Genomic DNA, 22,528 nt, shown 5'->3' on the forward strand with positions numbered 1-22,528 from the left:
CAGTGTCCACCACCATCAAAGAACCCGATGTCGCCGTGATCGGCGGCGGCGTGGTCGGCGGCGCCATCGCGCTCGGCCTCGCCTGCAACGGCGCCAAGGTCGCGATCCTCGACGAGGGCGACACCGCCTTCCGGGCCTCACGCGGCAATTTCGCGCTGGTCTGGGTGCAGTCCAAGGGCTTCGGCATGCCCGATTACGCGCTCTGGTCGCGCCGCTCCGCCGATAGCTGGCACGAACTCGCGGCGTCGCTGGCCGGCGAGACCGGGATCGACGTCGCCCATAGCCAGCCCGGCGGCTTCATGCTCTGCCTCTCGGAGGAGGAGCTCGACAAGCGCGTCGACGCGATGCGCCGCCTCCATAACAGCCGGCCGCTGACCGATTTCCCCTATGAGGTGCTCGACCATGCCGAGACGAAGCGGCGCCTCCCCGCGATCGGCAAGGACGTGGTCGGCTCGCTCTATTCCCCGCTCGACGGCCATGTGAACTCGCTGAAGCTGTTCCGCGCGCTGCGCGAGGCGACGGTCCGGCGCGGCGTCGACTACCGCCCGAACAGCCCGGTCGAGAGCATCATCCCGCGCGACGGCGGCTTCGCCATCACCGGCCCCTGGGGCGAAATGCGCGCCGGCAAGGTCGTGCTCTGCGCTGGCCTCGGCAATGCGCGCCTCGCCCCGATGGTCGGGCTCGATGCACCGGTGAAACCGAGCAAGGGCCAGATCATCGTCACCGAGAAGACGGAAGCCTTCCTGCACAACCCGATGGTCACGGTCCGCCAGACCGACGAGGGCGGCGTGATGATCGGAGACAGCCAGGAGGATCGCGGCTTCGACACCGTCGTCGGCCAGCCGATCATCTCGACCATGGCGGAGCGGGCGGTGAAGATGTTCCCGCGCCTCGCCGGCCTCAACGTGGTCCGAACCTGGTCGGCCTTGCGCGTGATGAGCCCCGACGGCTTCCCGATCTACGACCAGTCCGTGACCCATCCCGGCGCCTTCGTCGTCACCTGCCATTCCGGCGTGACGCTCGCCGCCAATCATGCCCTGACGCTCGCTCCGGCGATCCTTGCCGGCGTCTTGCCCGACAGCGTCGCCAGCTTCACCGCACGGAGGTTCCATGTTCCGGCCCATAGCTGACCTTGCCGCGAGCGGGGCGCTGAGCTTCACCTTCGACGGCCGGCCGATGACGGCGCGGGCGGGCGACACGGTCGCCGCAGCCCTGCTCACCAACGGCATCGTTGCTTGCCGCGAGACCCCGGTCTCCGACACGCCGCGCGCGCCCTATTGCCTGATGGGCGTCTGCTTCGACTGCCTCGTCGTCATCGACGGTATCGGCAACCGGCAGGGTTGCCTCGTCCCCCTCGCGGAGGGCATGCGAATCGAAACCCAGCACGGCCGCCGCCATCTCACGGAGGCCTCGGAATGACTCCGATCGCCAGCATCGAACAGCTCGCCGAGAGCTATGACCTCCTTGTCGTCGGCGCAGGTCCGGCCGGTCTCTCCGCCGCGGCGCGCGCTGCCGAGCTCGGCCTCTCTGTCCTGCTCGCCGACGAGAACCCGGCGCCGGGCGGCCAGATCTACCGCGCCGTGACCACGACGCCGGTGAAGAACCGTGCCATCCTCGGGGATGACTACTGGCGCGGGGGCGAGATCGTCGCGCGCTTCCAGCGCTCGACAGCCGTTTACGCCCCGCGCTGCACCGTCTGGTCGATCGGCCCGGACGAGACCGCGCCCGGCAGTTTCGAGCTCGGCCTCTCGCTCGACGGGAAGGCGCGCATCATCGGAGCGCGGCAAGTCATCCTCGCGACCGGCGCACAGGAACGCCCCTTCCCGATTCCGGGCTGGACCCTGCCCGGCGTGATGACCGCGGGCGCTGCCCAGATCGCGCTGAAATCCGCCGGCGCTATTCCCTCGGGGCGTACGGTCATCGCCGGCTGCGGCCCCCTGCTCTACCTGCTGGCGGGACAGCTTGCCGCTGCCGGCTGCCAGATCGCCGCCGTGCTCGACACGACACCCTCGGCCAATCGATCGAAGGCGCTCGGCGCGATCCCGGACTTCCTGCGCTCGCCCTATCTCGCCAAGGGCCTCAAGCTGATGCTGACGGCGCGACGCAAGCTGCGCTTCGTTTCCGGCGTGACCAGCCTGACCGCAACCGGGGAAGGAAAGCTCGCCTCAGTCCAGTTCGAGCAGGGCGGCCGCACCGGCACCATCGCCTGCGACACGCTGCTGCTGCATCAGGGCGTGATACCCAGCGTCAACTTCTCCAATGCCGCTGGCTGCGCCCATGATTTCGACATGGAACAGCATGCCTGGGTGCCGCGCGTCGATGCCTGGTTCGCCTCGACCGTGCCCGGCATCGCCATCGCCGGTGACGGCGCCGGCATCGGCGGCGCGGAAAGCGCAGCCCTGCGCGGCGAGATCGCAGCCTTCGGCGCGGCATCGCGCCTCGGGAAGCTGAACGAAGCCGAGCGCGATCGGCAGGCGGCGCCGGTCCGGACCGAACTGGACAAGAAATTGCGCGGCCGGCGCTTCCTCGACCTGCTCTACAAACCGGCGCCGCAATTCCTGGCACCGTCGAAGGACGAGACGATTGTCTGCCGCTGCGAAGAGGTCACGGCCGGCCAGATCCGCGACGCCGCCAAGCGCCTCGGCGTCACCGGCCCCAACCAGATGAAGGCTTTCCTGCGTTGCGGCATGGGCCCCTGCCAGGGCCGCCTCTGCGGCCCGACCGTGGTCGAGCTCATCGCCGAGACACGCGGCACGACCCCGGCCGAGACCGGCTATTACCGCCTGCGCCCGCCGATCAAGCCGGTGACGCTGGCCGAGCTCGCAGCCCTGCCGCAGACCGACGCCTCGGTGAAGGCGGTCGTGCGATGACCAAGGACCGTCGTAGCGCCGATGTCATCGTCATCGGCGGCGGCATCCATGGCTGCTCGACTGCAATGCATTGCGCGCTGCGCGGGCTCTCGGTCATCCTGATCGAGAAGGATCATGCCGGGCGCCATGCCTCCGGCGTCAATGCCGGCGGTGTCCGCCAGCTCGCCCGCCATGTCGCGGAAATCCCGCTTTCCAACGCCTCGATGGCGCTCTGGCACAATATCGCCGAGCTGGTCGATGACGATTGCGGCTTCACCAGCGACGGGCAGGTTCTGGTCGCCGAGGACGAAGCCGATCTCGAAGGTTGCCGAACCCGCGTCGCCGACCTGACCTTGCGCGGCTTCCACCATGAGGAGCTGATCGACGCCAAGGAATTGCGCGAGATCGTCCCGGCCGTATCCGAAACCTGCCCCGGCGGCGTGATCTCGCGCCGCGACGGTGCCGCGATTCCCCTGCGCGCAACACAGGCCTTCAAGCGCAAGGCCGAGAGCCTCGGCGTCACCATCCGCGAGGGCGTGCGCGTCACCAGGGTCGAGCAGGACGGCCCAAACTGGCGCATCGTCACCGATGCCGGCGCCTTCCTTGCCCCTCGCATCGTCAACGCCGCGGGCGCCTGGGCCGACCGCATCGCCAGCGATCTCGGCGAGCCCGTGCCGCTCTCGGTCATCGCTCCGATGCTGATGATCACCGCGCCACTGCCGGCCTTCATCAAGCCCGTGGTGATCCTGCGCGGACGAAAACTCTCCTTCAAGCAGTTCGACAACGGCACGGTGCTGATCGGCGGCGGCCATCTCGGCACCCCCTTGCGCGACGAGAACGTCACCCTGCTCGACTGGCGCAAGCTCGCGATCAGCGCCGCCACGGTCTGGGACCTCTTCCCGATCATGCGCGGCGCACCGATTGTACGCGCCTGGGCGGGCATCGAGGCCCGCATGCCGGACGACCTACCGGTTTTCGGCAAAAGCGCCAAACATGAGGGCGTCTATCACCAGTTCGGCTTCTCGGCGCACGGCTTCCAGCTCGGCCCCGGTGCCGGCGCCGTGATGGCCGAGATCATCGCGACCGGCCGCTCGAACGTGCCGATCGACGGCCTCGACATTGCCCGTTTCGCCTCCACCCACTGAGTTTCAACGCAGGAGAAGACCATGGCCATCAAGCGCTCCATCCGCACGCCCATCCAGAACCGCGTCGTCGAGACCGGAAACCTCGCCTTCGTCGGCGGCGTCGTAGCCGATGACACCACGCAGGGGATGGGCCCGCAGACCCAGAACATCCTCGGCAAGATCGAGGGCTATCTCGGCGAGGTCGGGCTCGACCGCAAGGCGATCGTCGCCGCCCAGATCTTCGTGACCGATCTCAAGCTGAAGAAGGAGATGGACGCGGTCTGGACCGGCTTCTTCGGTGAGGAAATGCCGACCCGCGCCACCGTCGGCGTCGCCGATCTCGGCGGCCCGTTGATCGAGATCGTCGTCACCGCCTCGCGCTGAGCCGCGTCATCGGCGGGAGCCTGCGACGGGTCCCGGCCGCCGCCCACGCGATCCCGTCAGCCTGAAACGGAAGCAGGAGCTTCCGGCGCCAGGCTGACGCGGTCGAGCTTCGGCGTCATCGTGTCGAGCAGAGGCAGGGCGGCCGCGCCGAGCGCCGCCGTCAGACGCCCGGTCCCGCCACGCTGGACGCGCGGGATCGTCCGCCCCGGCCGGTTCGCGACCGAGATCGGCAGCGGCGCCATCGCTGCTATCAGCGCATCGATCACCGTATCCGGCATCTCGCCTCCAAGGATGACGGTTTCCGGATCGAACAGGTTCTCCAGCGTCGTCACGATCGGTGCCAGCAACCTAGCCGCCTCCGTAATCCAGCCGATCAAGGCGGGATGTCCCTGCGCGTGCAGGCGCGCAACCTCCTCCGGCCCGGCACCGGCGATCCCGGCCTCGCGCAAGGTCTCCGCCAGCGCATGGAAGGAGGCATAGCGTTCGAGGCAACCATGCCCGCCGCAGGCGCAGGCGCGGCCATCGCGAACGACGGGGATATGGCCGATCTCGCCGGCATTGCCGAAGGCGCCGCGATAGGGCTGACCGGCGACAATGACCCCGAGCCCGAGTCCGGCGCCGAAATAGATCTGGCAGAAATGGCGCAGATTGCGGCCAAGCCCATGGAGATGCTCGCCAACCGCGGCCGCATTGGCGTCGTTCTCGATCACCACCGGCGTGTTCAGGGCGTCCTGCAGAAGCTGCGCTGCATCCTGCCCGGCCCAGCCGGGCAGGGGCGAGGTGCCGACCGAGTTCATGCCCTCGATCTCGAAGGGGCCGGGCATCACCACACCGCAGCCGAGCAGGCGCTCGGGCAGGCCGGCTTCGCGTCGCACCGCAGCCAGTTCCGCCGCAGCCGTCTTCTGCACGCCCGCAACGGTCGTGTCCGCGAGCGGCGCGATGCGCTGCGCCCTGATCCGCCCGGCAAGGTCGACGAGAACCGTGGTAACGTGATCGGCCGCGATCTCCATCCCGGCCGTCATCCCGCCCTCGGGATTGACGGCGAATTCGACCGGCGGCTGGCCCCGCGCCGTCCGGCGCCGGCCAAGCTCAATGAGGAAGCCTTCTTCGACCAACTCGGCGACGATGTTGGAGACCGCCTGGGCCGTGAGTTTCGTCAGCACCGCGATATCGGACCGGCCGAGCTGCCCGTGCTGGCGCACGGTTTCCAGAACCACACGGCGGTTATGGCTGCGCGTTCGCTCGGGATTGGTGCCGACGGCGACGCTGCGGGACGGAGGGACGGGACGGTTCGGCATAGGCGGTCACGCGAGGGCGGGGGAACAGCCTGCTCCGGCAATTAATCCAACTCAAGTGAATTAATTGATTGACAGCCGCGGGCCGCGGAGACGACGATACCGGCGAGCCTCCCGAATGCCGTCCGCCGGCAGGGACGGAGGACGCTGAAATCAGGGGAGAGGGTCATGCGCGGCTTACGCGGGATGCTGTTGGGTCTGATGGTCTCGGTCGGCGCGATCGCCGGCGCGAAGGCGCAGACCGTCGAGATCGAATACTGGCAGTATGTCTTCGACGCGCGCGTCAAGGCGATGAACGAGCTGATCAAGCGCTTCGAGGCCGCCAACCCGAACATCAAGGTCAAGCAGACGACCTTCCCCTATGCCGACTACCAGACCAAGATCGCCGCGGCGATGCCCGCCGGCCAGGGCCCGGATGTCGTGCAGCTCTTCTATGGCTGGCTCGACAATTTCGTCGGCGCCAAGTTCATCCAGCCGCTACCGCGCGACGCTTTCCCGCCCGCCGCGATCGAGAAGGAATTCTATCCGATCGTCTCGGCGATGAAGCGCGACGGCGAGTATTACGCGCTGCCGACGGCGGTGCGCTCGCTCGCGCTGTTCTACAACAAGAAACTCTTCCAGGAGGCCGGGCTCGACCCGAACACGCCGCCGAAGACCGTCGACGAATTGCTCGACTTCGCCAAGAAGACGACCAAGCGTGACGGCGCCGACAACATGCTCTCGGCCGGCATCACGCTCGACTTCCCCGGTCAGGACTATCATTGGTGGCGTGAGACGCTGCTGCGCCAGAATGGCGGCGCGCCCTATAGCGACGACAACAAGACCGTGACCTATGACAGCGAGGCCGGCGCCAAGTCGCTGAACTGGTATGCCGATCTCCAGCGCGTCCACAAGGTCGGCCAGGTCGGCTTCATGGACGAGGGCCAGGCCGCCTTCCGCGCTGGCCGCGCCGCGATGACGGTCGACGGCTCCTTCCGTCTCGGCGCCTTCGGCGGCATCAAGGCCTTCGAATGGGGCGTCGCCGAGCTGCCCGCTTCGGCCGACGGCAAGAAGGCAAATTTCGCCAGCTACTGGGTCAACGGCATCACCACCAAGCCGACCGGCGAGAAGCTGGAAGCGGCCAAGAAGTTCCTCGCCTTCGTCACCACGCCCGAGGCGATGCAGCTCTGGCTCGAGACCGTCGGTGAATTGCCGGCCCGCAAGGCCGCAGCCGAGACCGAGAAGAACCTGAGCAACCCGATCTATGGACCGTTCCTCAAGGCGCTCAACTACTCGCACGCCACGGTCTTCGTCGACGAGATGGCCCAGCGTCAGGTCTCGCTCGACATGCTCAACCGCGTTCTGCTGCAGAACCAGGACGCCAAGGCCGCGCTGGCCGAGGCCGCCAAGGCCGAGCAACCCATCCTCGACCGCTTCTACAAGAAGTGATGTGGACCGGACGCCGGATCGGATTGTCGCGATGAACGCCTCTTTGTCTCGTGTCGATGCGCAATCCGGCGCCCGTCTCTTCTCGGGCCTCGGCATGCGCCAGAAGCAGGTCCTCTGGGCCTGGTCTTTCCTGGCCGTGCCGGTGCTGTTCTATGCGGTGGTGCGTTTCTATCCGACGCTGGAAGCCTTCTGGATTTCCACCACCAACTGGAATCTGCTGACCAAGCCCTCCTTTGTCGGGCTGGCCAACTTCAAGCGCCTCCTAGCCGACCCCGTGTTCTGGAAGGTCTTCGGCAACACCGCGCTCTACCTGCTGCTGGGCACGCCGATCAGCCTGCTGCTCGCCTTCACCATCGCCTATCATCTCGACCGCGTGCGCCTCCTGCACGGCTTCATCCGGGCTTTGTATTTCCTGCCCTTCCTGACCACCGCCGCAGCGATGGCCTGGGTCTGGCGTTGGTTCTACCAGCCGGTGCCGATCGGCCTGTTCAACAATCTGCTCGCCGGCATCGGCATCGCCCAGCAGCCCTTCCTGCGCTCGACCACGCAATCGCTGCCCGCCGTGCTCGCACCGGCGATCTGGGCCGGTCTCGGCTTCCAGGTTGTGATCTTCATGGCAGGCCTGCGCGCCATCCCGACGACCTATTACGAGGCCGCCCGCATCGACGGCGTCTCGAACGGAACGATCCTGCGGCGGATCACCCTGCCGCTTCTCAAGCCGACGATCGTCTTCCTCGTCGTCTTCTCCTCGATCGGGTTCCTGCGCATTTTCGATCAGGTCTACAATATGACCAGCCAGACGAGCAGCGATCCCGGCGGGCCGCTGAACGCGACCAAGCCGCTCGTGCTGATGATCTACCAGACCGCCTTCTCCTCCTTCGACATGGGCTATGCCGCGGCCCAGACCGTCGTGCTCTTCCTCGTGCTGCTCGTGGTCTCGCTGCTGCAGCTTCGGCTGCTGAAGGACCGCTGATGAGCGCCGCCGCCTCCCCCATGGCCCTGCGCCTCGAACCTGGCCGCATCATCGCCTGGCTGCTGCTCTTCGGCGGCGGCCTGCTGATGGTGACGCCGCTCGCCTTCATGTTCGCGACCTCGCTGAAGGATTCCTCCGAGATCTACGATCTCGCCTTCTTCCCGGCCCATCCGACGCTCGGCAACTACGTAACCGTGCTCTCGGACGGCCGCTTCCTGCGCTGGTTCGCCAATTCCTTCGGCATCGCCACCGCGGTCACGCTCTCGAACGTCTTCTTCGACAGCCTCGTCGGCTACACTCTGGCGAAGTTCCAGTTTCGCGGCCGCTATCTCGTCTTCATCGCCATCCTCTCGACGCTGATGATCCCGACCGAGATGCTGGTCATCCCGTGGTATGTCATGGCCAAGAACTTCGGCTGGCTCGACAGCTACTGGGGCATCATGTTCCCGGGCATGATGACGGCTTTCGGCACCTTCCTGATGAAGCAGTTCTTCGAGACCGTGCCGAACGACTTCCTCGAAGCCGCCCGCATCGACGGCCTCAACGAATTCGCGATCTTCTGGCGCATCGCCCTGCCGCTGGTGACGCCGGCCCTCTCGGCGCTGGCGATCTTCACCTTCCTCAGTAACTGGACCGCCTTCATCTGGCCGCTGATCGTGACGACTTCCAAGGAACTCTACACCTTGCCGGTCGGCCTCACGAGCTTCGCGGTGGAATCGCAGGTCCAGTGGGAGCTGATCATGACGGGCGCTGCGCTCGCTACCTTGCCGACGCTGACGGTCTTCCTGCTGCTCCAGCGCTATATCGTGCGCGGCGTGGTCCTCGCCGGTCTCAAGGGCTGATTGCCATGACGATGAACGATCCACGGGCGAATGACACGTCCGTCTTCCCCGATCCCGTCTACAAGGAAACCGTGCTGCGCCCGCTCTTCGACGGCGCCAAGACGCATCACGTCCAGAGCTTCCGCGCCATCGACCGCGCCCATCTCGTGATGCTCGCCGAAACCGGCATCCTGCCGCGCGCCGCCGCAGGCCGCATCGCCCGCGCGCTCGACACGATCGATGCCGAGATCGACCCGGCCACGTTGAGCTATGACGGCACGGTCGAGGATTACTTCTTCCTGACCGAGGCTGAGCTGAAGAAGCGCCTGCCGGCCGATGATGCCGGGCGCCTCCATACCGGCCGTTCGCGCAACGACATCGACCACACGCTGTTCAAGCTCGCGCTGAAGCCGCGGCTCGACCATATGGCCGGCCTGCTGCGCGCGCTGATCACCGCGACCCTCGACCTCGCCGAGCGCGAAAAGGCGACATTGATCGTCGCCTATACCCATGGCCAGCCTGCCCAGCCGACCACCTTCGGCCATTATCTCTCGGCCGCGATCGAGGTGATGCTGCGCGACCATGAGCGACTGGTGCAGGCGCGCGCCTTGCTCGACCTCTCGCCGATGGGCGCCGCCGCGATCACCACTTCAGGCTTCCCGCTGGATCGCGCCCGCGTCGCGCATCTGCTCGGCTTTTCGGGCCCGCTGCAGAATTCCTATGGCTGCATCGCCGCAATCGACTACCTGACCGCGACCTACAGCGCGGTCGAGCTCGTCTTCCTGCATCTCGGCCGCCTGATCCAGGATTTGCAGGTCTGGACCGCCTTCGAGGTCGGCCAGCTCTATGTGCCCAATGCCTTCGTGCAGATCTCCTCGATCATGCCGCAGAAGCGCAATCCGGTGCCGATCGAGCACCTGCGCCACCTCGCGTCGCAGACCGTGGCGCGCGCCCGGATGGTCCGGGACATCGTCCACAACACGCCCTTCACCGACATGAACGACGCCGAGGGCGAAACCAACGAAGCCGGCTATCAGGCCTTCGCGACTGCTGAGCGCGTGCTCAGCCTTCTCGCAGCGCTGCTGCCGGCGTTGCAGGTCGACGGCCGGCGCGTCGCCGAGAACATCCGGCGCTCCTGCATTACCATCACCGAGCTGGCCGACACGCTGGTCCGGTCGGAAGGCCTCTCCTTCCGCACCGCCCATGAGATCGCCGCCGATGTCGCGCGCGCCGTGGTCGCGGCCGATGGCGACCTGCCGCGCGACGGCTATGCCCCGTTCCGCAAGGCTTTCCGCGAACACGCCGGCCGCGAGCCGCAATTGAACGAGGCTGCCTTCGCGGAGGCCGTCTCGCCCGAGCATTTCGTCGCGGTGCGCGAGCGCTTCGGCGGGCCGGGGCCGCAAGCTCTCGCCGCCGCCTTCGCCGGCTATCGCGGCGTCCTCGTGGCGGCAGGCCTCGCCGCGACCGCGACCGCTGCGCGCGAGGCTTCCGCGCGCCATGAACTCGACGCCGCCGTCGCGGATCTGATGGGAGCAGCCTGATGGCGGGTATCGAGCTTCAGGGGCTGGTCAAGCGCTACGGCAAGACGCAGGTCGTCCACAGCATCGACCTCGCCATCGAGGACGGCGAATTCGTCGTCTTCGTCGGTCCGTCCGGCTGCGGCAAATCGACGACGCTCCGCATGATCGCCGGCCTCGAGGAGATCGACGGCGGCACGATCACGATCGCTGATCGCCCTGTGAACCGGCTGGAGCCGAAGGAGCGGAACATCGCCATGGTGTTCCAGAACTACGCGATCTACCCGCATATGAGCGTCGCCGAGAATATCGGCTTCGGCCTCTATACGGCGAAGCTCGACAAGGCCGAGAAGCGCCGTCGCATCGAGGAAACGGCACGCATCCTCGGCCTCGAACCGCTGCTCGAACGCAAGCCTTCGGCATTGTCCGGCGGCCAGCGCCAGCGCGTCGCCATCGGCCGCGCCATGGTGCGCGATCCCTCTGCCTTCCTGTTCGACGAGCCGCTCTCCAATCTCGATGCGCAGTTGCGCGCCCAGATGCGGCTGGAGATCAAGCGCCTGCACCAGCGGCTCGGCCGCACCATCGTCTTCGTCACCCATGACCAGGTCGAGGCGATGACGCTGGCCGACCGGATCGTGGTGATGCGCGACGGCCGCATCCTCCAGGTCGGCGCGCCGATGGAGCTTTACGAGAAGCCGGCGGACGTCTTCACCGCCCGCTTCATCGGCTCTCCGACGATGAACATCCTGCCGGCCAGGACGACCACCGCCGATGGCAAGGCGGCGCTGGAGCTCGCGGGCAACAGCATCGCCCTGCCGCCCCGCCCGACGCCGCCTCCCGCCAACGTGCTGATCGGCGTGCGCCCACAGGAACTGCGCGTGCTCGCTCCCGGCGAAAGCGCCGATCTCGTCCTCACCGGCAAGGTCGCGGTGGTCGAGCCGCTTGGTTCGGAGAGCTTCGTCCATGTCGAGCATGGCGATGGCCTGATCCTCGCCTCGGCCTCTGCCAAGGCGCCGCCGGTCGTCGGCCATGAGGTTCGCCTCGGCGCCGGTATCGACGCCTTGCGCCTGTTCGACGCGGCGACCGAGCGCGCCCTATGAGCGCCGGGCGCGACCTCGTCCTCAGCATCGGCCGGCTCTACTGCGACATCGTCTTCCGCGGGCTCGATGCGATGCCGCGCCTCGGCGAGGAACGCTTTGCCGAGAGCGTCGCGATCGTGCCGGGCGGCGGCGGCTTCATCACGGCCGCCCATCTCGCCGCGCTCGGCCTGCGCGCCGGCCTGCTCGCCCGCATCGGCACGGACCCGCTCTCCGGCACGCTCGCGCCCGCGCTGGCCGATAGCGGCGTCGATCTTCGCTGGCTCGAACGCACGCCCGAGGCCGGCCCGCAGCCGACCGTCGTCATGGTGCAGGACGGCGAGCGCGCTTTCCTGTCGCGGCGCGCCGGCAGCGCCCGCCCGGCGACGCTGGATGCGGCCCTCGCCGACCCCGCCGCGCGCCATCTCCACATCGCCGAATTCGCAACGCTCGCCGAAATCCCCGATCTGATCGAGACCGCGAAAGGCGCCGGCCTCACCGTCTCGCTCGATCCGAGCTGGGACGACGACTGGATCCGCCGGCCCGACCTGATCGAGCGCGCCGCGGGCGCCGATATCTTTCTGCCCAACGCCGCCGAAGCGCGCGCCATTGCGGGTTGCGATGACCTCGATGAAGCCGGAAGCCGCCTCGCCGGCCACTTCCCCGTCGTGGTGGTCAAGGACGGCGGCAACGGCGCACGGTTGTTCCAGCGCGGCAACGCCTTCCCGCTTCCCGCGCCCGAAGGCGGGCCGGTTCTCGATACGACCGGCGCCGGCGACGCCTTCAATGCCGGTTTCCTCGCCGCCTGGCTCGCCGGGCGCCCATCGCAGCAGGCCCTGGCCGAAGGCATCGCCTGCGGCACCCTCTCGGTACGGTCGGTCGGCGGCGCCGGAACGCGGCTCGACCACACCGATGTCGACACCATGAGTCGAAACCTGCTGCGTAGTCACGACCGGATCGATGCCTGAAGCTCTCCTCACCCGCGAGGCGGCGGAAGCGGCCGATGTCGCCGCTCGCCAGATCGCGATCAACGGCGAAGCCGTGGCGCTGCTCGGCGACCGCCTGCGCCGACGCAAGCCCGCCTTCATCGCGACCTGCGCCCGCGGATCCTCCGACCATGCCATGACCTATGGCAAGTATCTGCTGGAGCGGACGCTCGGCCTGCCCGTTGCCTCGCTTGGCCCAAGCCTGGCTTCCGTCTATCGTGGAGAGATCGACCTTTCCGGTGCGGTCTTCATCGCGGCCTCCCAATCCGGCCGTAGCCCGGACGCGCTGCAATTGACCGAAACGGCCAAGCGCGGCGGCGCGCTGACGATCGGCCTGATCAATGACATGCAATCGCCGCTCGCCGGACTGGTCGATGTCGCCCTGCCCCTTGCCGCCGGTCCCGAAACCAGCGTTGCCGCGACCAAGAGCTTTATCGCCACCGGTATCGCGCTCCTGCATCTCACGGCCGCCTGGAGTTGCGAGCGCGACCTGTCCGATGCGCTGGTCCGGTCGCCCGAGTTGCTTCGGCAAGCCGGCCTCTGCGACTGGTCGCCCTTCTTCGGACATCTGAAGGACGCGACCAGCCTCTATGTCATCGGCCGCGGTCTCAGCCTCGGCATCGCCCAGGAAATGGCGCTGAAGTTCAAGGAAACCTGCCGCATCCATGCCGAGGCCTTCAGCGCAGCGGAGGTGCTGCATGGCCCGCTGGCGCTGGTCGGGCCGGGCTTCCCGGCGTTGGTACTTGATCCCGCCGACGAGGGCAGCGACAGCACGCTCTCGGTCGCCCGCAGCTTCACGGCCCTCGGAGCAGATGTCGCCTATGCAAGCGCCGAAGTCGCGCCGGGCATCGCCTTGCCCGTGCCGTTGGAGACGCCCGCCGTGCTGATGCCGCTCCTGCAGGCGCGCGCCTTCTATGGCGGCATCGCTGCGCTGGCCAAGGCGCGCGGGCTCGACCCCGACCGGCCGCCTCACCTTCGCAAGGTCACGCAGACGCTGTAAGCGCCGGCCGGGTACCGGGCGAGGTTCCATTGAGACGCAGCGTGCTCTAGATCTGGCTCAGACCCACGCCCTGGATCGTCAGCTCATGAAACAGCCGCTCACGCCCGCTTCGCTCGCCCCGCCCTTCGGGCAGTACTCCCATGGCATGAAGGCCGATGCGCAAGGTGTCCTCGTCACCTCCGGCCAGCTCGGCATCAACAGCGACGGCAGCGTCCCTGAGGATGCCGGCGCGCAGGCCCGCATCTGCTTCGAGAGCATCGCCGCGATCCTGCGGCAGGGCGGCCTGTCGATGACGGATATCGTGCGCCTCAACGCCTTCGTGACCGACCGCAAGCATATGCCGGCCTATATGAAAGCGCGCGACGTGGCTTTGGCCGATTGCCCGGTCAAGCCCGCCTCGACGCTGGTGATCGTCTCCGGCTTCAGCCGGCCGGAATTCCTGGTCGAGGTCGAGGCGACGGCCGTCTACTGAACCCGCCGCCCCTCTCGCGGGCGCTCAGTGAGCGCCAGCTTTGACGAAATTGGCGAGCTCCGGCGTCTGCGGATTGGCGAAGAGTTCCTTCGACGGCCCGCTCTCCCAGATCAGGCCCTGGTGCATGAAGACGGTGGTATCCGCGACAGTGCGCGCGAAATTCATCTCATGCGTCACCAGCAGCATGGTCATGCCGCCCTTCGCGAGCTTCTCCATGACAAGCAGCACTTCTCCAGTGAGCTCCGGATCGAGCGCCGAGGTCACCTCGTCGAACAGCATGACCTTGGGCTGCATCGCCAGAGAACGGGCGATCGCGACGCGCTGCTGCTGGCCGCCCGAGAGGTTGTCCGGGTAGCTGTCGAACTTCTCGGAGAGGCCGACCTGCGCCAGCACCTCCTTGGCGAGTACCAAGGCCTGCGCCTGCGGCACATTCTTGGTGATGCGCGGCGAGAGCATGATGTTCTGCCCCACCGTGAGATGCGGGAACAGGTTGTAGCTCTGGAAGACGATGCCGACATCCTTGCGCAATTCGCGCAGCTTCGTCGGATCTTGGGTCATCGTATGGCCGGCGACCTCGATCTTGCCGGCGTGGAAGGTCTCTAGGCCGTTGATGCAGCGCAGCAGCGTCGACTTGCCCGAGCCCGAGCGGCCGATGATCGCGACGACCTGCCCGGCATCGACGCTGAGCGAGACGCCTTTCAGCACTTCGAGAGCGCCGAAGCGCTTGTGGATGCCTTCAATGAGAACGGCTGGCATTCATCACCTTTTCGAGATGGCGGCTGAGCCGGGAGAGCGGGAAGCAGATCGCGAAATAGATTGCCCCGACCAGCGTGAAGATCTGGAAGGCCTGGTAGGTCGCGTTGTTGACCAGCATGCCAGCGCGCATCAGGTCTACGAAGCCGACGACCTGCACGATCGAGGTGTTCTTCACGAGCTGGACCAGGAAGCCGACCGTCGGCGGCAGCGAGATGCGGATCGCCTGCGGCAGGATGACATGGCGGTAGGTCTGCGCGGTCGTATGTGCCAGCGAGGCCGAGGCCTCCCATTGCTGGCGCGGCACGGATTCGATCGAACCGCGCCAGATCTCGGCGAGATAGGCCGAGACATAGATCGACAGCGAGGCCGAGGCCGCGAGGAAGGGCGGCAGTTCGATGCCCAGCGCCGAGAGCCCGTAGTAGCTCATGAACAGCACCATCAGCACCGGGATCGACTGGATCACCAGGATGTAGCCGGCCGCGAAGCGGCGCAGCCAACGCAGCCGCGACAGGCGCATGATCGCGAAAGCGCCGCCGAGAATGCTGCCGATGAAGAAGGCGATCGCGGTCAGCGCCAGCGTCCAGCCGGCGGAGCGCAGAATGAAGAGGGCCTCTGGCCAACCGAAGGTCTGCATCAGGCGGCCTCCCCATGCGCTTCGGTGAGGCGGGCAAGGCCCGACACCTGCGGGAAGAGCTTCCGGCCGAGCCAGTTCAGGAAGAGTTTGAACGAGAGCGCCAGCACGAGATACAGCACGGTGACGACGATATAGGTCTCGAACGAGCGGAACGTATCCTGCTCGATGATCGCCGCCGTGCCCGACAATTCCTGCACCGAGACGAAGGAGCAGATACTGGAGGCCAGCATCATCAGCACGAACTGGCTCGACAGCGCCGGCCAGACCCGGGCGAAAGCCGGCTGCAGCACGACATGCTTCAGGACCTGCCATTTCGTCATGGCGAGCGCCAAGCCTGCCTCGATCTGCGATTTATGGATGGAGTCGACACCGGCGCGGATGATCTCGGTGGCATAGGCCGCGAGATTGAGCGTCATCGCCAGGACCGAGGCTTCGAGCCCGTTGAGCCGGATGCCGAGCTGCGGCAACCCGAAGAAGATCATGAAGAGCTGCACCAGGAACGGCGTGTTGCGCATCAGCTCGACATAGGCGTCGACGACATAGCCGGCCCAGCTCCCGGCGAGGCTGCGCAGCGCGGTCATCGCCGTCGCCAGCACGAGGCCGAGCGCGATCGCGACGAAGGACAGCGCGATCGTCAGCCAGACCCCATTGAGGATCATCGGCCATTTGGAAAAGACGTCTTGGAAGAGCAACGGCGCGCTCCTTCGTCCGGGAGGGTCGACGAGGGGTCGCCGGCGCGCTCATGCTGCGCGCCGGGACATCAGCGGATCCGATCGGAAGACCCGATCAGGACGTCGGATCAGAAGGTCGGCAGCGGCGGCAGCGGGCTGCCGACCCACTTCTGGGCGATCGCGTCGAGCTCGCCGTTCTGCTTGACATAGTAGATGAAGTTGTTGAGCCACTGGCGCAGCTCATAGGCGTCCTTGCGCATGGTCATCGAGTTCGGCTGCACGCCGAAGACGAACTTGAGTTCGGTCTCGGTCTCGCCGCGCGCCTTCATCGCCGCATTGGCCTGCGCGTCCGGGCCGGCAATGGCCTGGACCTGGCCGGAGAACAGCGCCTGCATCGTGGTGGCGTCGTCCTCGAAGCGCAGGATGGTGAGGTTCAGTTCCTTCTCGCGGTTGGTGAACTCGCGCTCGACGCTGGAGCCGCGGTTGACACCGACCTTCATGCCCTTGAGATCAGCCCAGGTCTTGATGGCGACGCCCTTCTTCGCATAGACGCCGGTCTGGAAGGCGCTGTAGGGGATCGAGAACATCACCGCCTTGGCGCGCTCCGGCGTCGGGGCCAGCGTCGCGACAAGGAAGTCGACCTTGTTGGCTTCCAGCGCGGGAATGCGGGCCGGCGGCGTCAGCTGCACCATCTCGACCTTCACGCCGAGATATTTGCCGATCAGCGCGATGACGTCGGCATCGTAGCCGATGGCGTTACCCTGCGAGTCGACCGAGCCGTAAGGGGGGGCGCCGATCAGCACGCCGATCTTCACCGAGCCGCGCTTGATGATGTCGGTGACCGTCTGGGCCGAGGCCTGGCTGGCGGCAAGCAGGCCGGCGCCGAGCGCCAGCGCCATGCCGGCAATCTTGAGATGCTTGAGCATTTTCACCTGGTGTCTCCTCTGCTGCGGCAGCGCCGCTTGTCGTGGCCCGGCTTCTTCTGGCCGGTTGTTGAAGAACCTGATTGCGCCGGCAGCGTCAGGCGCCGGGGCGCACGACATTGACGAGCGGCTCGCCGGCGAAGCGGCGCTTGATATTGTCGGCAATGACCCCCTGCCGGCGGCTGATCGTGCCGCTCGTCCATCCGGACATATGCGGCGTCATTAAAACGTTTGAAAGCTCGTGGAAAGGCAGATTTGCAGGCAGGGGCGTGCTGTCCCCAGCGCTGGGATAGCGATACCAGGTGTCGATGATCGCCCCACCGATCCGACCGGTCTTCAGGGCGTCGAACAGCGCCTGCTCGTCGATGGTCGGGCCGCGCCCGACATTGATCACGACGGCATTCGGCCGCATCGCCGCGAAGGCGGCCGCGCCGACGATGCCCTTGGTCTCCGCGGTGAACGGCACGGAGACGACGACGACATCGACCGAGCCGCAGAATTCCGCGAGCGCATCGAGCGTGAAGGCGCGGTCGACCAGGGTCGAGGTCGGCACGGCGCTGCGATTGGCGACATGCACCTTCATCTCGAAGGACTTGGCCCGCGCCGCGATGGCCTTGCCGATATGGCCGAAGCCGAGGAGGCCGATGGTCTGGCCGGCGATCTCGCCATGGACGCGCTCGGGCGCGCCGGCCCAATAAGCCCAATCGCCCTGGCGCAGGCGCCGGTCGGCATCGGCCAGCGGCACGTTGCGCGCCAGCAGCGCCGCCATGACATATTCCGCGATCGCCTGCTCATGGCCGAAGCAGTTGCAGACGGCGGCCGAGGCTGGCAGCGCCGCGAGATCGACCATGTCGTAGCCGGCACCCGGCACATGGAAGAGCTTGAGCCCGGCGGGTTGCGGCAGGCCGGCATCGAACTTCACACCGATGATGACCTCGGCCTCGGCATAGGCCCTCTGATCGGCACCCTCTTCGAGATGGTCGGGCAGGAGCCGGATCTCGGCCTTGTCGCCGACCAGCCCGGCGAAGCCGTGGCTGAAGGAGGCGGCGTTCTCGCCGTGGAAGACAATGCGCATGGTCCGGTAATCCCTTCCGTCAGATCTTCAGCAGCGGCTCGACCCTGCAATCCAGCAGGGACGGGTCGATCACCGCTTCCATCTCGTCGAACATGCCGTCCACGAAGCCGATCAGCGCATCGGAGGCGGCGACCGCCTCATCCGCCCGGCGCGCCGCAATGGCGTTCAGCACCGCGATATGGTGGTCGATCGAAACCGCGAGGCCGACCCGCTGCGGCATGGCGCTGTGGTAGATGAAACCGATGCGCCGGAAGATCGTGTGCAGCGGGCGCAAGGTGTGCTGAAGGAAAGGCTCGGCCGCAGCGGAGAGCACAGTCTCGTCGATGCGACGGTCCAGCGTGTTGAACTCGGCCAAGCTCAGGCTGTCCCTGCGTTCGCGCAGCAGGCGCTCGATATGCAGGAGTTGGTTGCGATGGGAGGGGCCGGCCCGCTCGGCCGCGAGCCCGATGACGAAGCGTTCGAGATCGCGGCGCAGCCGCAGCAGCACGCGCTCACGCGCCAGGTCGATCGGCGCAACCTGCAAACCGTGCCGCGGGCGGATGACGATCAGCGTATCCGCCGCCAGCCTATTGACGGCGTGATGGACCGGCGTGCGGCCATAGCCGGTCATGTCCTGAAGGTCCTGCAGCGACAGGAAGCGGCCCGGCGGCAATTCGCAGGTGATCAGCAGCGCCTCGATGCGCTCATAGGCGAGTTCGAACAGGTTGACGCGGTTGCGCCGCTTCGGCGCAGGCGTATCCTCGGCCTGTCGGGGTTGGACCGCGCTGTGCGCCATCCCGGTTTCCTCCTCAAGGGCGCTCTTGACCGGCACTCATTAGAAGGAAGCGTAGACATGTTGTGAAATTTTACAAGGGGGCGTTTCTCTCTGGGAGAGCCCCCTCGATAAAGCATGGAACGGAGCTGCTGCGCCGCTTGACCGGGATGACGACGCTTCCTGTCAGACGCCGGCGCCGCCTAGCCCCCGCTACCCCACAACGCATGTACGGATTGCACGATGGCGAAGACGCTGACCGCGAGCAGGATCATGATCGCGACGACGCGGTAATGGCGCTGCAGGGCGGAGCGGAACAGGCGCGTCCCGATCAGCTGTCCGACAAACAGCGCGGGGATGGTGGCGGCCGCCAGCAGCGCCGTCGACGATCCCAAAAGTCCGGATGCGCCCGCGAAGCCGAGCGCAACCGTGTCTGACAGCAGGAAATACAGCACGATCGAGGCGCGCCCGACATGCATCGCCGTCTGGGCATTGAGGTAGAACAGCACGACAGGCGGACCACTCATCGCCGCGGCGCCGTTAAGCAGGCCGGAGAGGATACCGACGCCGAAGGTTGCGGGCACTCCCGGCTCGCGACTCGCCTTCAGGCCGGCGGCCAACGCGCAGGTCGTCGCGAGCACGACGAGCGCGATCACGAGGCGCATCACGTCGGCCGGCAAAGCCGCAAGGCCATAGAGGCCGATCGGTGTCGCCAGCAAGGCCCCTGCGACGAGCAGCAGCACGGAGCGCAGATGCGCGGAACGCCACAGGCCGGGCAGCAATTGCAGGCTGCCCACCACTTCGAGCAGCAGCACCATCGGCACGGCGGTGACGGGGTCAGCGATAAGGGCGAGCAGCGGCACCGCCACCAGCGCGAAACCGAAGCCGGTATAACCGCGCATGATCGCCGTCAGGAAGACGACGAGGACACAGGCCGAAACCTGCCCCGTGCTGAACGGTCCCAGCAACCCGGCGATCGTCATGAGCCCCCCACGAATAGACCAGGGCCGTATGGGCGTGGCCGAACCGTCTGCCTAGAGCAATTCCGGCAAAGCTGCTTAGCGGCTTTGCGCGAAATCAAAACGGTCCGGCGACAGCTTCGGCAGGCAAGCCATGCAGGCACGGCCTCAGCGGGAGGCGCCGGCCTCCAGCAGCGCGACCATCGCGGTGTATCCCCGCGCGCGGGCATGCTGCAGCGGTGTGACGCCTTGCCTGTCCGCGAGATTGTGATTGGCACCGGCCGCGAGCAGCGCCCGCACGGTCTCGACATGGCGCTGGCCGCCATCGCCGAGAATCACGGCTTCGATCAGGGCGGTCCAGCCGAGATTATTGACATGGTCGAGCGGCGCGCCAGCCACGATCAGCTCGCGGACGATACCGTCATGGCCGAGATGGGCGGCGGCGATCAGCGCCGTGCCGTCATAGCGGCTGGTGATCAGCTTGGCCGAAGCGCCCGAGGCCAGGAGAGCCTTCAGCGCCGGAACATCGTCGGTCACGGAGACGATGGTGACCGCATCATAGCGCTGATTGTCGAACAGGCCGGGATCGGCCCCGGCCGCGATCAGCGCGCGGATCGCCCCGACCTGCCCGCGGAAGGCGGCGACATGCAGCGGCGTGCGGCCGTTGCCGTCGCATGCGTCGAGTTTCTCCCCAGCCTGCACGAGACTGCGGATCGCCACGACATCGCCGGAAGCCGCAGCGGCGTGCAGGCCGCGATAGGCGGCGAGCTCGGCAGCATCGGGCGGCGTCTGCGCGATGGCTCGGCCGGCCAGGGTGGTCGCGACCAGCGCCACGACGATCAGCAACATCCTCGCCATTGCGGCGCTCCCCAACGCGAAGGCAGGCGGCCGCTTCCGCAACCGCCTGCCTCGTTTCAGCTCTGGCCCAGGCTCAGCGCAGCTTGGCCTTCACCTTCTCGATGCCGGCATTGGCGCATTCCTCGTCGAGCAGGCCGTTGGGGGCGCCGCCGACGCCGACCGCGCCGATCACTTCGTCGCCGACCTTGACCGGCACGCCGCCGCCGAGCAGCAGGAAGCCCTCGATCGCGGCCACGTTGCGCTGGGCCGGGTTCTTCTCGACGCCCTCGGCCATCGCGGCGGTGGCGTTGCGGGCCGAGGCCGAGGTGAAGGCCTTGTCACGGCTGGCCGCGACGGTGTGCGGGCCGGCCCGGTCGGCGCGGAGCACGGCGCGGGTCACGCCGGCGCGGTCGACGACCGTCGCGGTGACGTTGAAATTCTTGGCGGCGCAAGCCTCGACGGTCGCCTGGGCGATTTCCTGGGCGATGGCGAGCGGCATGTTGCGCTCCTGCAGGACCTGGGCGCCGGCAGCGGCCGGAACGAGCGCGAGCACAACGGCGGCGGCGGCGAAACGGATCTGGGTCATGATCTCTCCAGGACTTGAGCGGGACGAGCCCTAAGCTCGATGCCCGCAAACTAGCCGGTTCCATCAGGCGTTTTGATCGGTGCGGTGCCGGAGCCTTCTCCGTAATTATACGGAGAACCCCGCCCTCACCCCTCAAGCGCGAAGCGCACCATCTCGGCGACGGATCCCGCCCCGATCTTCTCGGCGATGTTGGCGCGATGGGTCTCGACGGTGCGCGGCGAGACGTCGAGCGCGCGGGCGATCTCCTTGGTCGACAAGCCCTCGGCGACCAGGTCGAGGATCTCGCGCTCCCGCTGGGTCAGCTTCGCCTTGAGCGCATCGCGCCCGGCACGGACGGCCTCGGTCCGGTTGCGCTGATCGAGCGCCGCAAAGGCCGCTTCAACAGCCTCGAGCAGCACCTGCTCATCGATCGGCTTGGTCAGGAAATCGACCGCGCCCGCCTTGAAGGCACGCCGGCAGGCCGCGACATCGCCATGGCCGGTGATCATCACCGTCGGCATGCCGCCGGCCTCCCTGGCCATGCGCTCCAGCAATTGCAGGCCGGAGGTGCCGGGCATGCGGATATCGACGACGAGGCAGCCGTCCTGGCGCGGGTCCGGCCGGTCGAGGAAGGATTGCACGCCGGCAAAGGGCCGCGGCGCGAAACCCATCGTCCGCAGCAGCAGCACGAGCGCATCGCGCACATCGGCATCGTCGTCGATCAGGTAGACGGTACGCGGCGCAGGCTTCATTCTGCCGCCATCCCGAGTTCGGTCGCCAGCGCCGGAAAGCGCACTATGAAGATCGCGCCGCGCTCGGGCCCATTGTCCACGACGATCCGCCCGCCGGCCGATTCGACCAGGCGTTCGCAAAGCGGCAGGCCGAGCCCCATGCCGCTGCTCTTGGTGGTGAAGAACGGCTCGAACAGGCGGGCCATGTCGGCTTCCGCGATACCCGGCCCGTCATCCGCGACCGTGATCTCCGCCTCTCCATCGACAAGGCGCGTGGCCAGCACGATCTCGCGACACCCGGCCGGCATCCCCTCGACGGCCTCGGCGGCATTGCGGACGAGATTATGCACGACCTGCTCGATCGAGACCCGGTCGAGGAGCGCCTGCGGCCCGGGCTCGCTCAGGTCCAGCCGCAGCGTGACACCACGCTCCTGCAGGTCGCGCTGACTCAGCTCGACCACATTGCTGACGATCCGGTTGAGATTCTGCGGCTGCCGCTGCGGCTCGCGCCGCGTTACATAGGTCCGCAACCGCTCCAGGATCTCGCCGGCCCGGCGCGCGTGCCGGACATTGGCTTCGAGCACGCCGACGAGATCGCCGGGTGCGGCATCGCCCGATCGCGTAAGCCGCAACCCCGCCTGGCTCTGGCTCATATGTGGAACGGCCCGACAGGCAAGGTGTTTGTGGAGGTTTGATCCATC

Annotated in this window: 25 protein-coding genes; 13 read left to right on the forward strand and 12 right to left on the reverse strand. The window is 67.2% G+C overall.

Features of this window, described 5'->3' with window-relative positions:
* The first annotated feature begins 2 nt into the window (after positions 1–2).
* From Q0Q36_RS07950 to Q0Q36_RS07970, 5 genes are read left to right on the forward strand one after another with little or no spacing between them, the layout of a single operon-like run.
* Positions 3–1,130 (forward strand): FAD-binding oxidoreductase, encoded by a 1,128-nt coding sequence (locus Q0Q36_RS07950; RefSeq protein WP_293797083.1) that lies wholly within the window; start codon positions 3–5, stop codon positions 1,128–1,130.
* Positions 1,111–1,419, forward strand: coding sequence for a (2Fe-2S)-binding protein (locus Q0Q36_RS07955; RefSeq protein WP_293797085.1), 309 nt, complete (start codon positions 1,111–1,113; stop codon positions 1,417–1,419). Before Q0Q36_RS07950 ends, Q0Q36_RS07955 begins: the two co-directional genes overlap by 20 nt.
* The gene (locus tag Q0Q36_RS07960) at positions 1,416–2,870 is read left to right on the forward strand and encodes an NAD(P)/FAD-dependent oxidoreductase (RefSeq protein WP_293797087.1); all 1,455 of its coding nucleotides are present in this window, start codon (positions 1,416–1,418) and stop codon (positions 2,868–2,870) included. The genes Q0Q36_RS07955 and Q0Q36_RS07960 overlap by 4 nt, the downstream gene beginning before the upstream one ends.
* Positions 2,867–3,994: an FAD-binding oxidoreductase gene (locus tag Q0Q36_RS07965; protein WP_293797090.1), complete on the forward strand. Its 1,128-nt coding sequence runs from the start codon at positions 2,867–2,869 to the stop codon at positions 3,992–3,994. The genes Q0Q36_RS07960 and Q0Q36_RS07965 overlap by 4 nt, the downstream gene beginning before the upstream one ends.
* A 21-nt stretch (positions 3,995–4,015) precedes the next feature.
* The gene (locus Q0Q36_RS07970; protein ID WP_293797091.1) at positions 4,016–4,357 is read left to right on the forward strand and encodes a RidA family protein; all 342 of its coding nucleotides are present in this window, start codon (positions 4,016–4,018) and stop codon (positions 4,355–4,357) included.
* A 56-nt stretch (positions 4,358–4,413) separates the two neighbouring features.
* Here the strand turns inward: Q0Q36_RS07970 and Q0Q36_RS07975 are convergent, their stop codons facing one another.
* Positions 4,414–5,655 carry an ROK family transcriptional regulator gene (locus Q0Q36_RS07975; protein WP_293797093.1) on the reverse strand — a complete coding sequence of 414 codons (1,242 nt, stop codon included), beginning with the start codon at positions 5,653–5,655 and terminating at the stop codon, positions 4,414–4,416.
* Between the two features lie 165 nt (positions 5,656–5,820).
* Between Q0Q36_RS07975 and Q0Q36_RS07980 the strand changes: the two genes are divergently transcribed.
* The 8 genes from Q0Q36_RS07980 to Q0Q36_RS08015 all read left to right on the forward strand — a co-directional run bounded on the left by Q0Q36_RS07980 (position 5,821) and on the right by Q0Q36_RS08015 (position 13,925).
* Entirely contained in the window at positions 5,821–7,080 is a 1,260-nt protein-coding gene (locus Q0Q36_RS07980; RefSeq protein WP_293797095.1) for an extracellular solute-binding protein, read from the forward strand.
* A gap of 31 nt (positions 7,081–7,111) precedes the next feature.
* Positions 7,112–8,053, forward strand: coding sequence for a carbohydrate ABC transporter permease (locus tag Q0Q36_RS07985; protein WP_293797097.1), 942 nt, complete (start codon positions 7,112–7,114; stop codon positions 8,051–8,053).
* Complete coding sequence (locus Q0Q36_RS07990; RefSeq protein WP_293797099.1) at positions 8,053–8,895, forward strand: carbohydrate ABC transporter permease; 843 nt, start codon at positions 8,053–8,055, stop codon at positions 8,893–8,895. Before Q0Q36_RS07985 ends, Q0Q36_RS07990 begins: the two co-directional genes overlap by 1 nt.
* 5 nt (positions 8,896–8,900) lie before the next feature.
* Complete coding sequence (locus Q0Q36_RS07995) at positions 8,901–10,415, forward strand: argininosuccinate lyase (RefSeq protein WP_293797102.1); 1,515 nt, start codon at positions 8,901–8,903, stop codon at positions 10,413–10,415.
* Complete coding sequence (locus tag Q0Q36_RS08000) at positions 10,415–11,491, forward strand: ABC transporter ATP-binding protein (protein WP_293797104.1); 1,077 nt, start codon at positions 10,415–10,417, stop codon at positions 11,489–11,491. Before Q0Q36_RS07995 ends, Q0Q36_RS08000 begins: the two co-directional genes overlap by 1 nt.
* Positions 11,488–12,435 (forward strand): carbohydrate kinase family protein, encoded by a 948-nt coding sequence (locus Q0Q36_RS08005; protein WP_293797106.1) that lies wholly within the window; start codon positions 11,488–11,490, stop codon positions 12,433–12,435. Before Q0Q36_RS08000 ends, Q0Q36_RS08005 begins: the two co-directional genes overlap by 4 nt.
* Positions 12,428–13,453: an SIS domain-containing protein gene (locus Q0Q36_RS08010; protein WP_293797107.1), complete on the forward strand. Its 1,026-nt coding sequence runs from the start codon at positions 12,428–12,430 to the stop codon at positions 13,451–13,453. Before Q0Q36_RS08005 ends, Q0Q36_RS08010 begins: the two co-directional genes overlap by 8 nt.
* Before the next feature lie 85 nt (positions 13,454–13,538).
* Complete coding sequence (locus Q0Q36_RS08015) at positions 13,539–13,925, forward strand: RidA family protein (protein ID WP_293797108.1); 387 nt, start codon at positions 13,539–13,541, stop codon at positions 13,923–13,925.
* A gap of 24 nt (positions 13,926–13,949) precedes the next feature.
* Here the strand turns inward: Q0Q36_RS08015 and Q0Q36_RS08020 are convergent, their stop codons facing one another.
* From Q0Q36_RS08020 to Q0Q36_RS08070, 11 genes are all read right to left on the reverse strand, one after another.
* Positions 13,950–14,681: an amino acid ABC transporter ATP-binding protein gene (locus tag Q0Q36_RS08020; protein WP_293797110.1), complete on the reverse strand. Its 732-nt coding sequence runs from the start codon at positions 14,679–14,681 to the stop codon at positions 13,950–13,952.
* The gene (locus Q0Q36_RS08025) at positions 14,662–15,315 is read right to left on the reverse strand and encodes an amino acid ABC transporter permease (RefSeq protein WP_293797112.1); all 654 of its coding nucleotides are present in this window, start codon (positions 15,313–15,315) and stop codon (positions 14,662–14,664) included. Before Q0Q36_RS08025 ends, Q0Q36_RS08020 begins: the two co-directional genes overlap by 20 nt.
* Positions 15,315–16,007 (reverse strand): amino acid ABC transporter permease, encoded by a 693-nt coding sequence (locus Q0Q36_RS08030; RefSeq protein WP_293797114.1) that lies wholly within the window; start codon positions 16,005–16,007, stop codon positions 15,315–15,317. Before Q0Q36_RS08030 ends, Q0Q36_RS08025 begins: the two co-directional genes overlap by 1 nt.
* Before the next feature lie 107 nt (positions 16,008–16,114).
* The gene (locus tag Q0Q36_RS08035) at positions 16,115–16,912 is read right to left on the reverse strand and encodes a transporter substrate-binding domain-containing protein (protein ID WP_293797130.1); all 798 of its coding nucleotides are present in this window, start codon (positions 16,910–16,912) and stop codon (positions 16,115–16,117) included.
* A gap of 94 nt (positions 16,913–17,006) precedes the next feature.
* A complete protein-coding gene (locus Q0Q36_RS08040; protein ID WP_293797116.1) occupies positions 17,007–17,984 on the reverse strand; it encodes a 2-hydroxyacid dehydrogenase in 978 nt (325 codons plus the stop codon).
* A 19-nt stretch (positions 17,985–18,003) separates the two neighbouring features.
* The gene (locus Q0Q36_RS08045; RefSeq protein WP_293797118.1) at positions 18,004–18,759 is read right to left on the reverse strand and encodes a GntR family transcriptional regulator; all 756 of its coding nucleotides are present in this window, start codon (positions 18,757–18,759) and stop codon (positions 18,004–18,006) included.
* A 179-nt stretch (positions 18,760–18,938) separates the two neighbouring features.
* Positions 18,939–19,718 (reverse strand): sulfite exporter TauE/SafE family protein, encoded by a 780-nt coding sequence (locus Q0Q36_RS08050; protein WP_293797120.1) that lies wholly within the window; start codon positions 19,716–19,718, stop codon positions 18,939–18,941.
* Between the two features lie 144 nt (positions 19,719–19,862).
* Positions 19,863–20,552, reverse strand: a complete 690-nt coding sequence (locus Q0Q36_RS08055) for an ankyrin repeat domain-containing protein (RefSeq protein WP_293797122.1) — start codon at positions 20,550–20,552, stop codon at positions 19,863–19,865.
* Positions 20,553–20,625: 73 nt separating this feature from the next.
* Complete coding sequence (locus Q0Q36_RS08060; protein WP_293797123.1) at positions 20,626–21,117, reverse strand: heme-binding protein; 492 nt, start codon at positions 21,115–21,117, stop codon at positions 20,626–20,628.
* Positions 21,118–21,242: 125 nt separating this feature from the next.
* Positions 21,243–21,848, reverse strand: coding sequence for a response regulator (locus Q0Q36_RS08065; RefSeq protein WP_293797124.1), 606 nt, complete (start codon positions 21,846–21,848; stop codon positions 21,243–21,245).
* Positions 21,845–22,480 (reverse strand): ATP-binding protein, encoded by a 636-nt coding sequence (locus Q0Q36_RS08070; RefSeq protein WP_293797125.1) that lies wholly within the window; start codon positions 22,478–22,480, stop codon positions 21,845–21,847. The genes Q0Q36_RS08065 and Q0Q36_RS08070 overlap by 4 nt, the downstream gene beginning before the upstream one ends.
* Between the last annotated feature and the right edge of the window lie 48 nt (positions 22,481–22,528).

This window comes from uncultured Allobosea sp. (assembly GCF_945957345.1).
GTDB lineage: Bacteria > Pseudomonadota > Alphaproteobacteria > Rhizobiales > Beijerinckiaceae > Allobosea.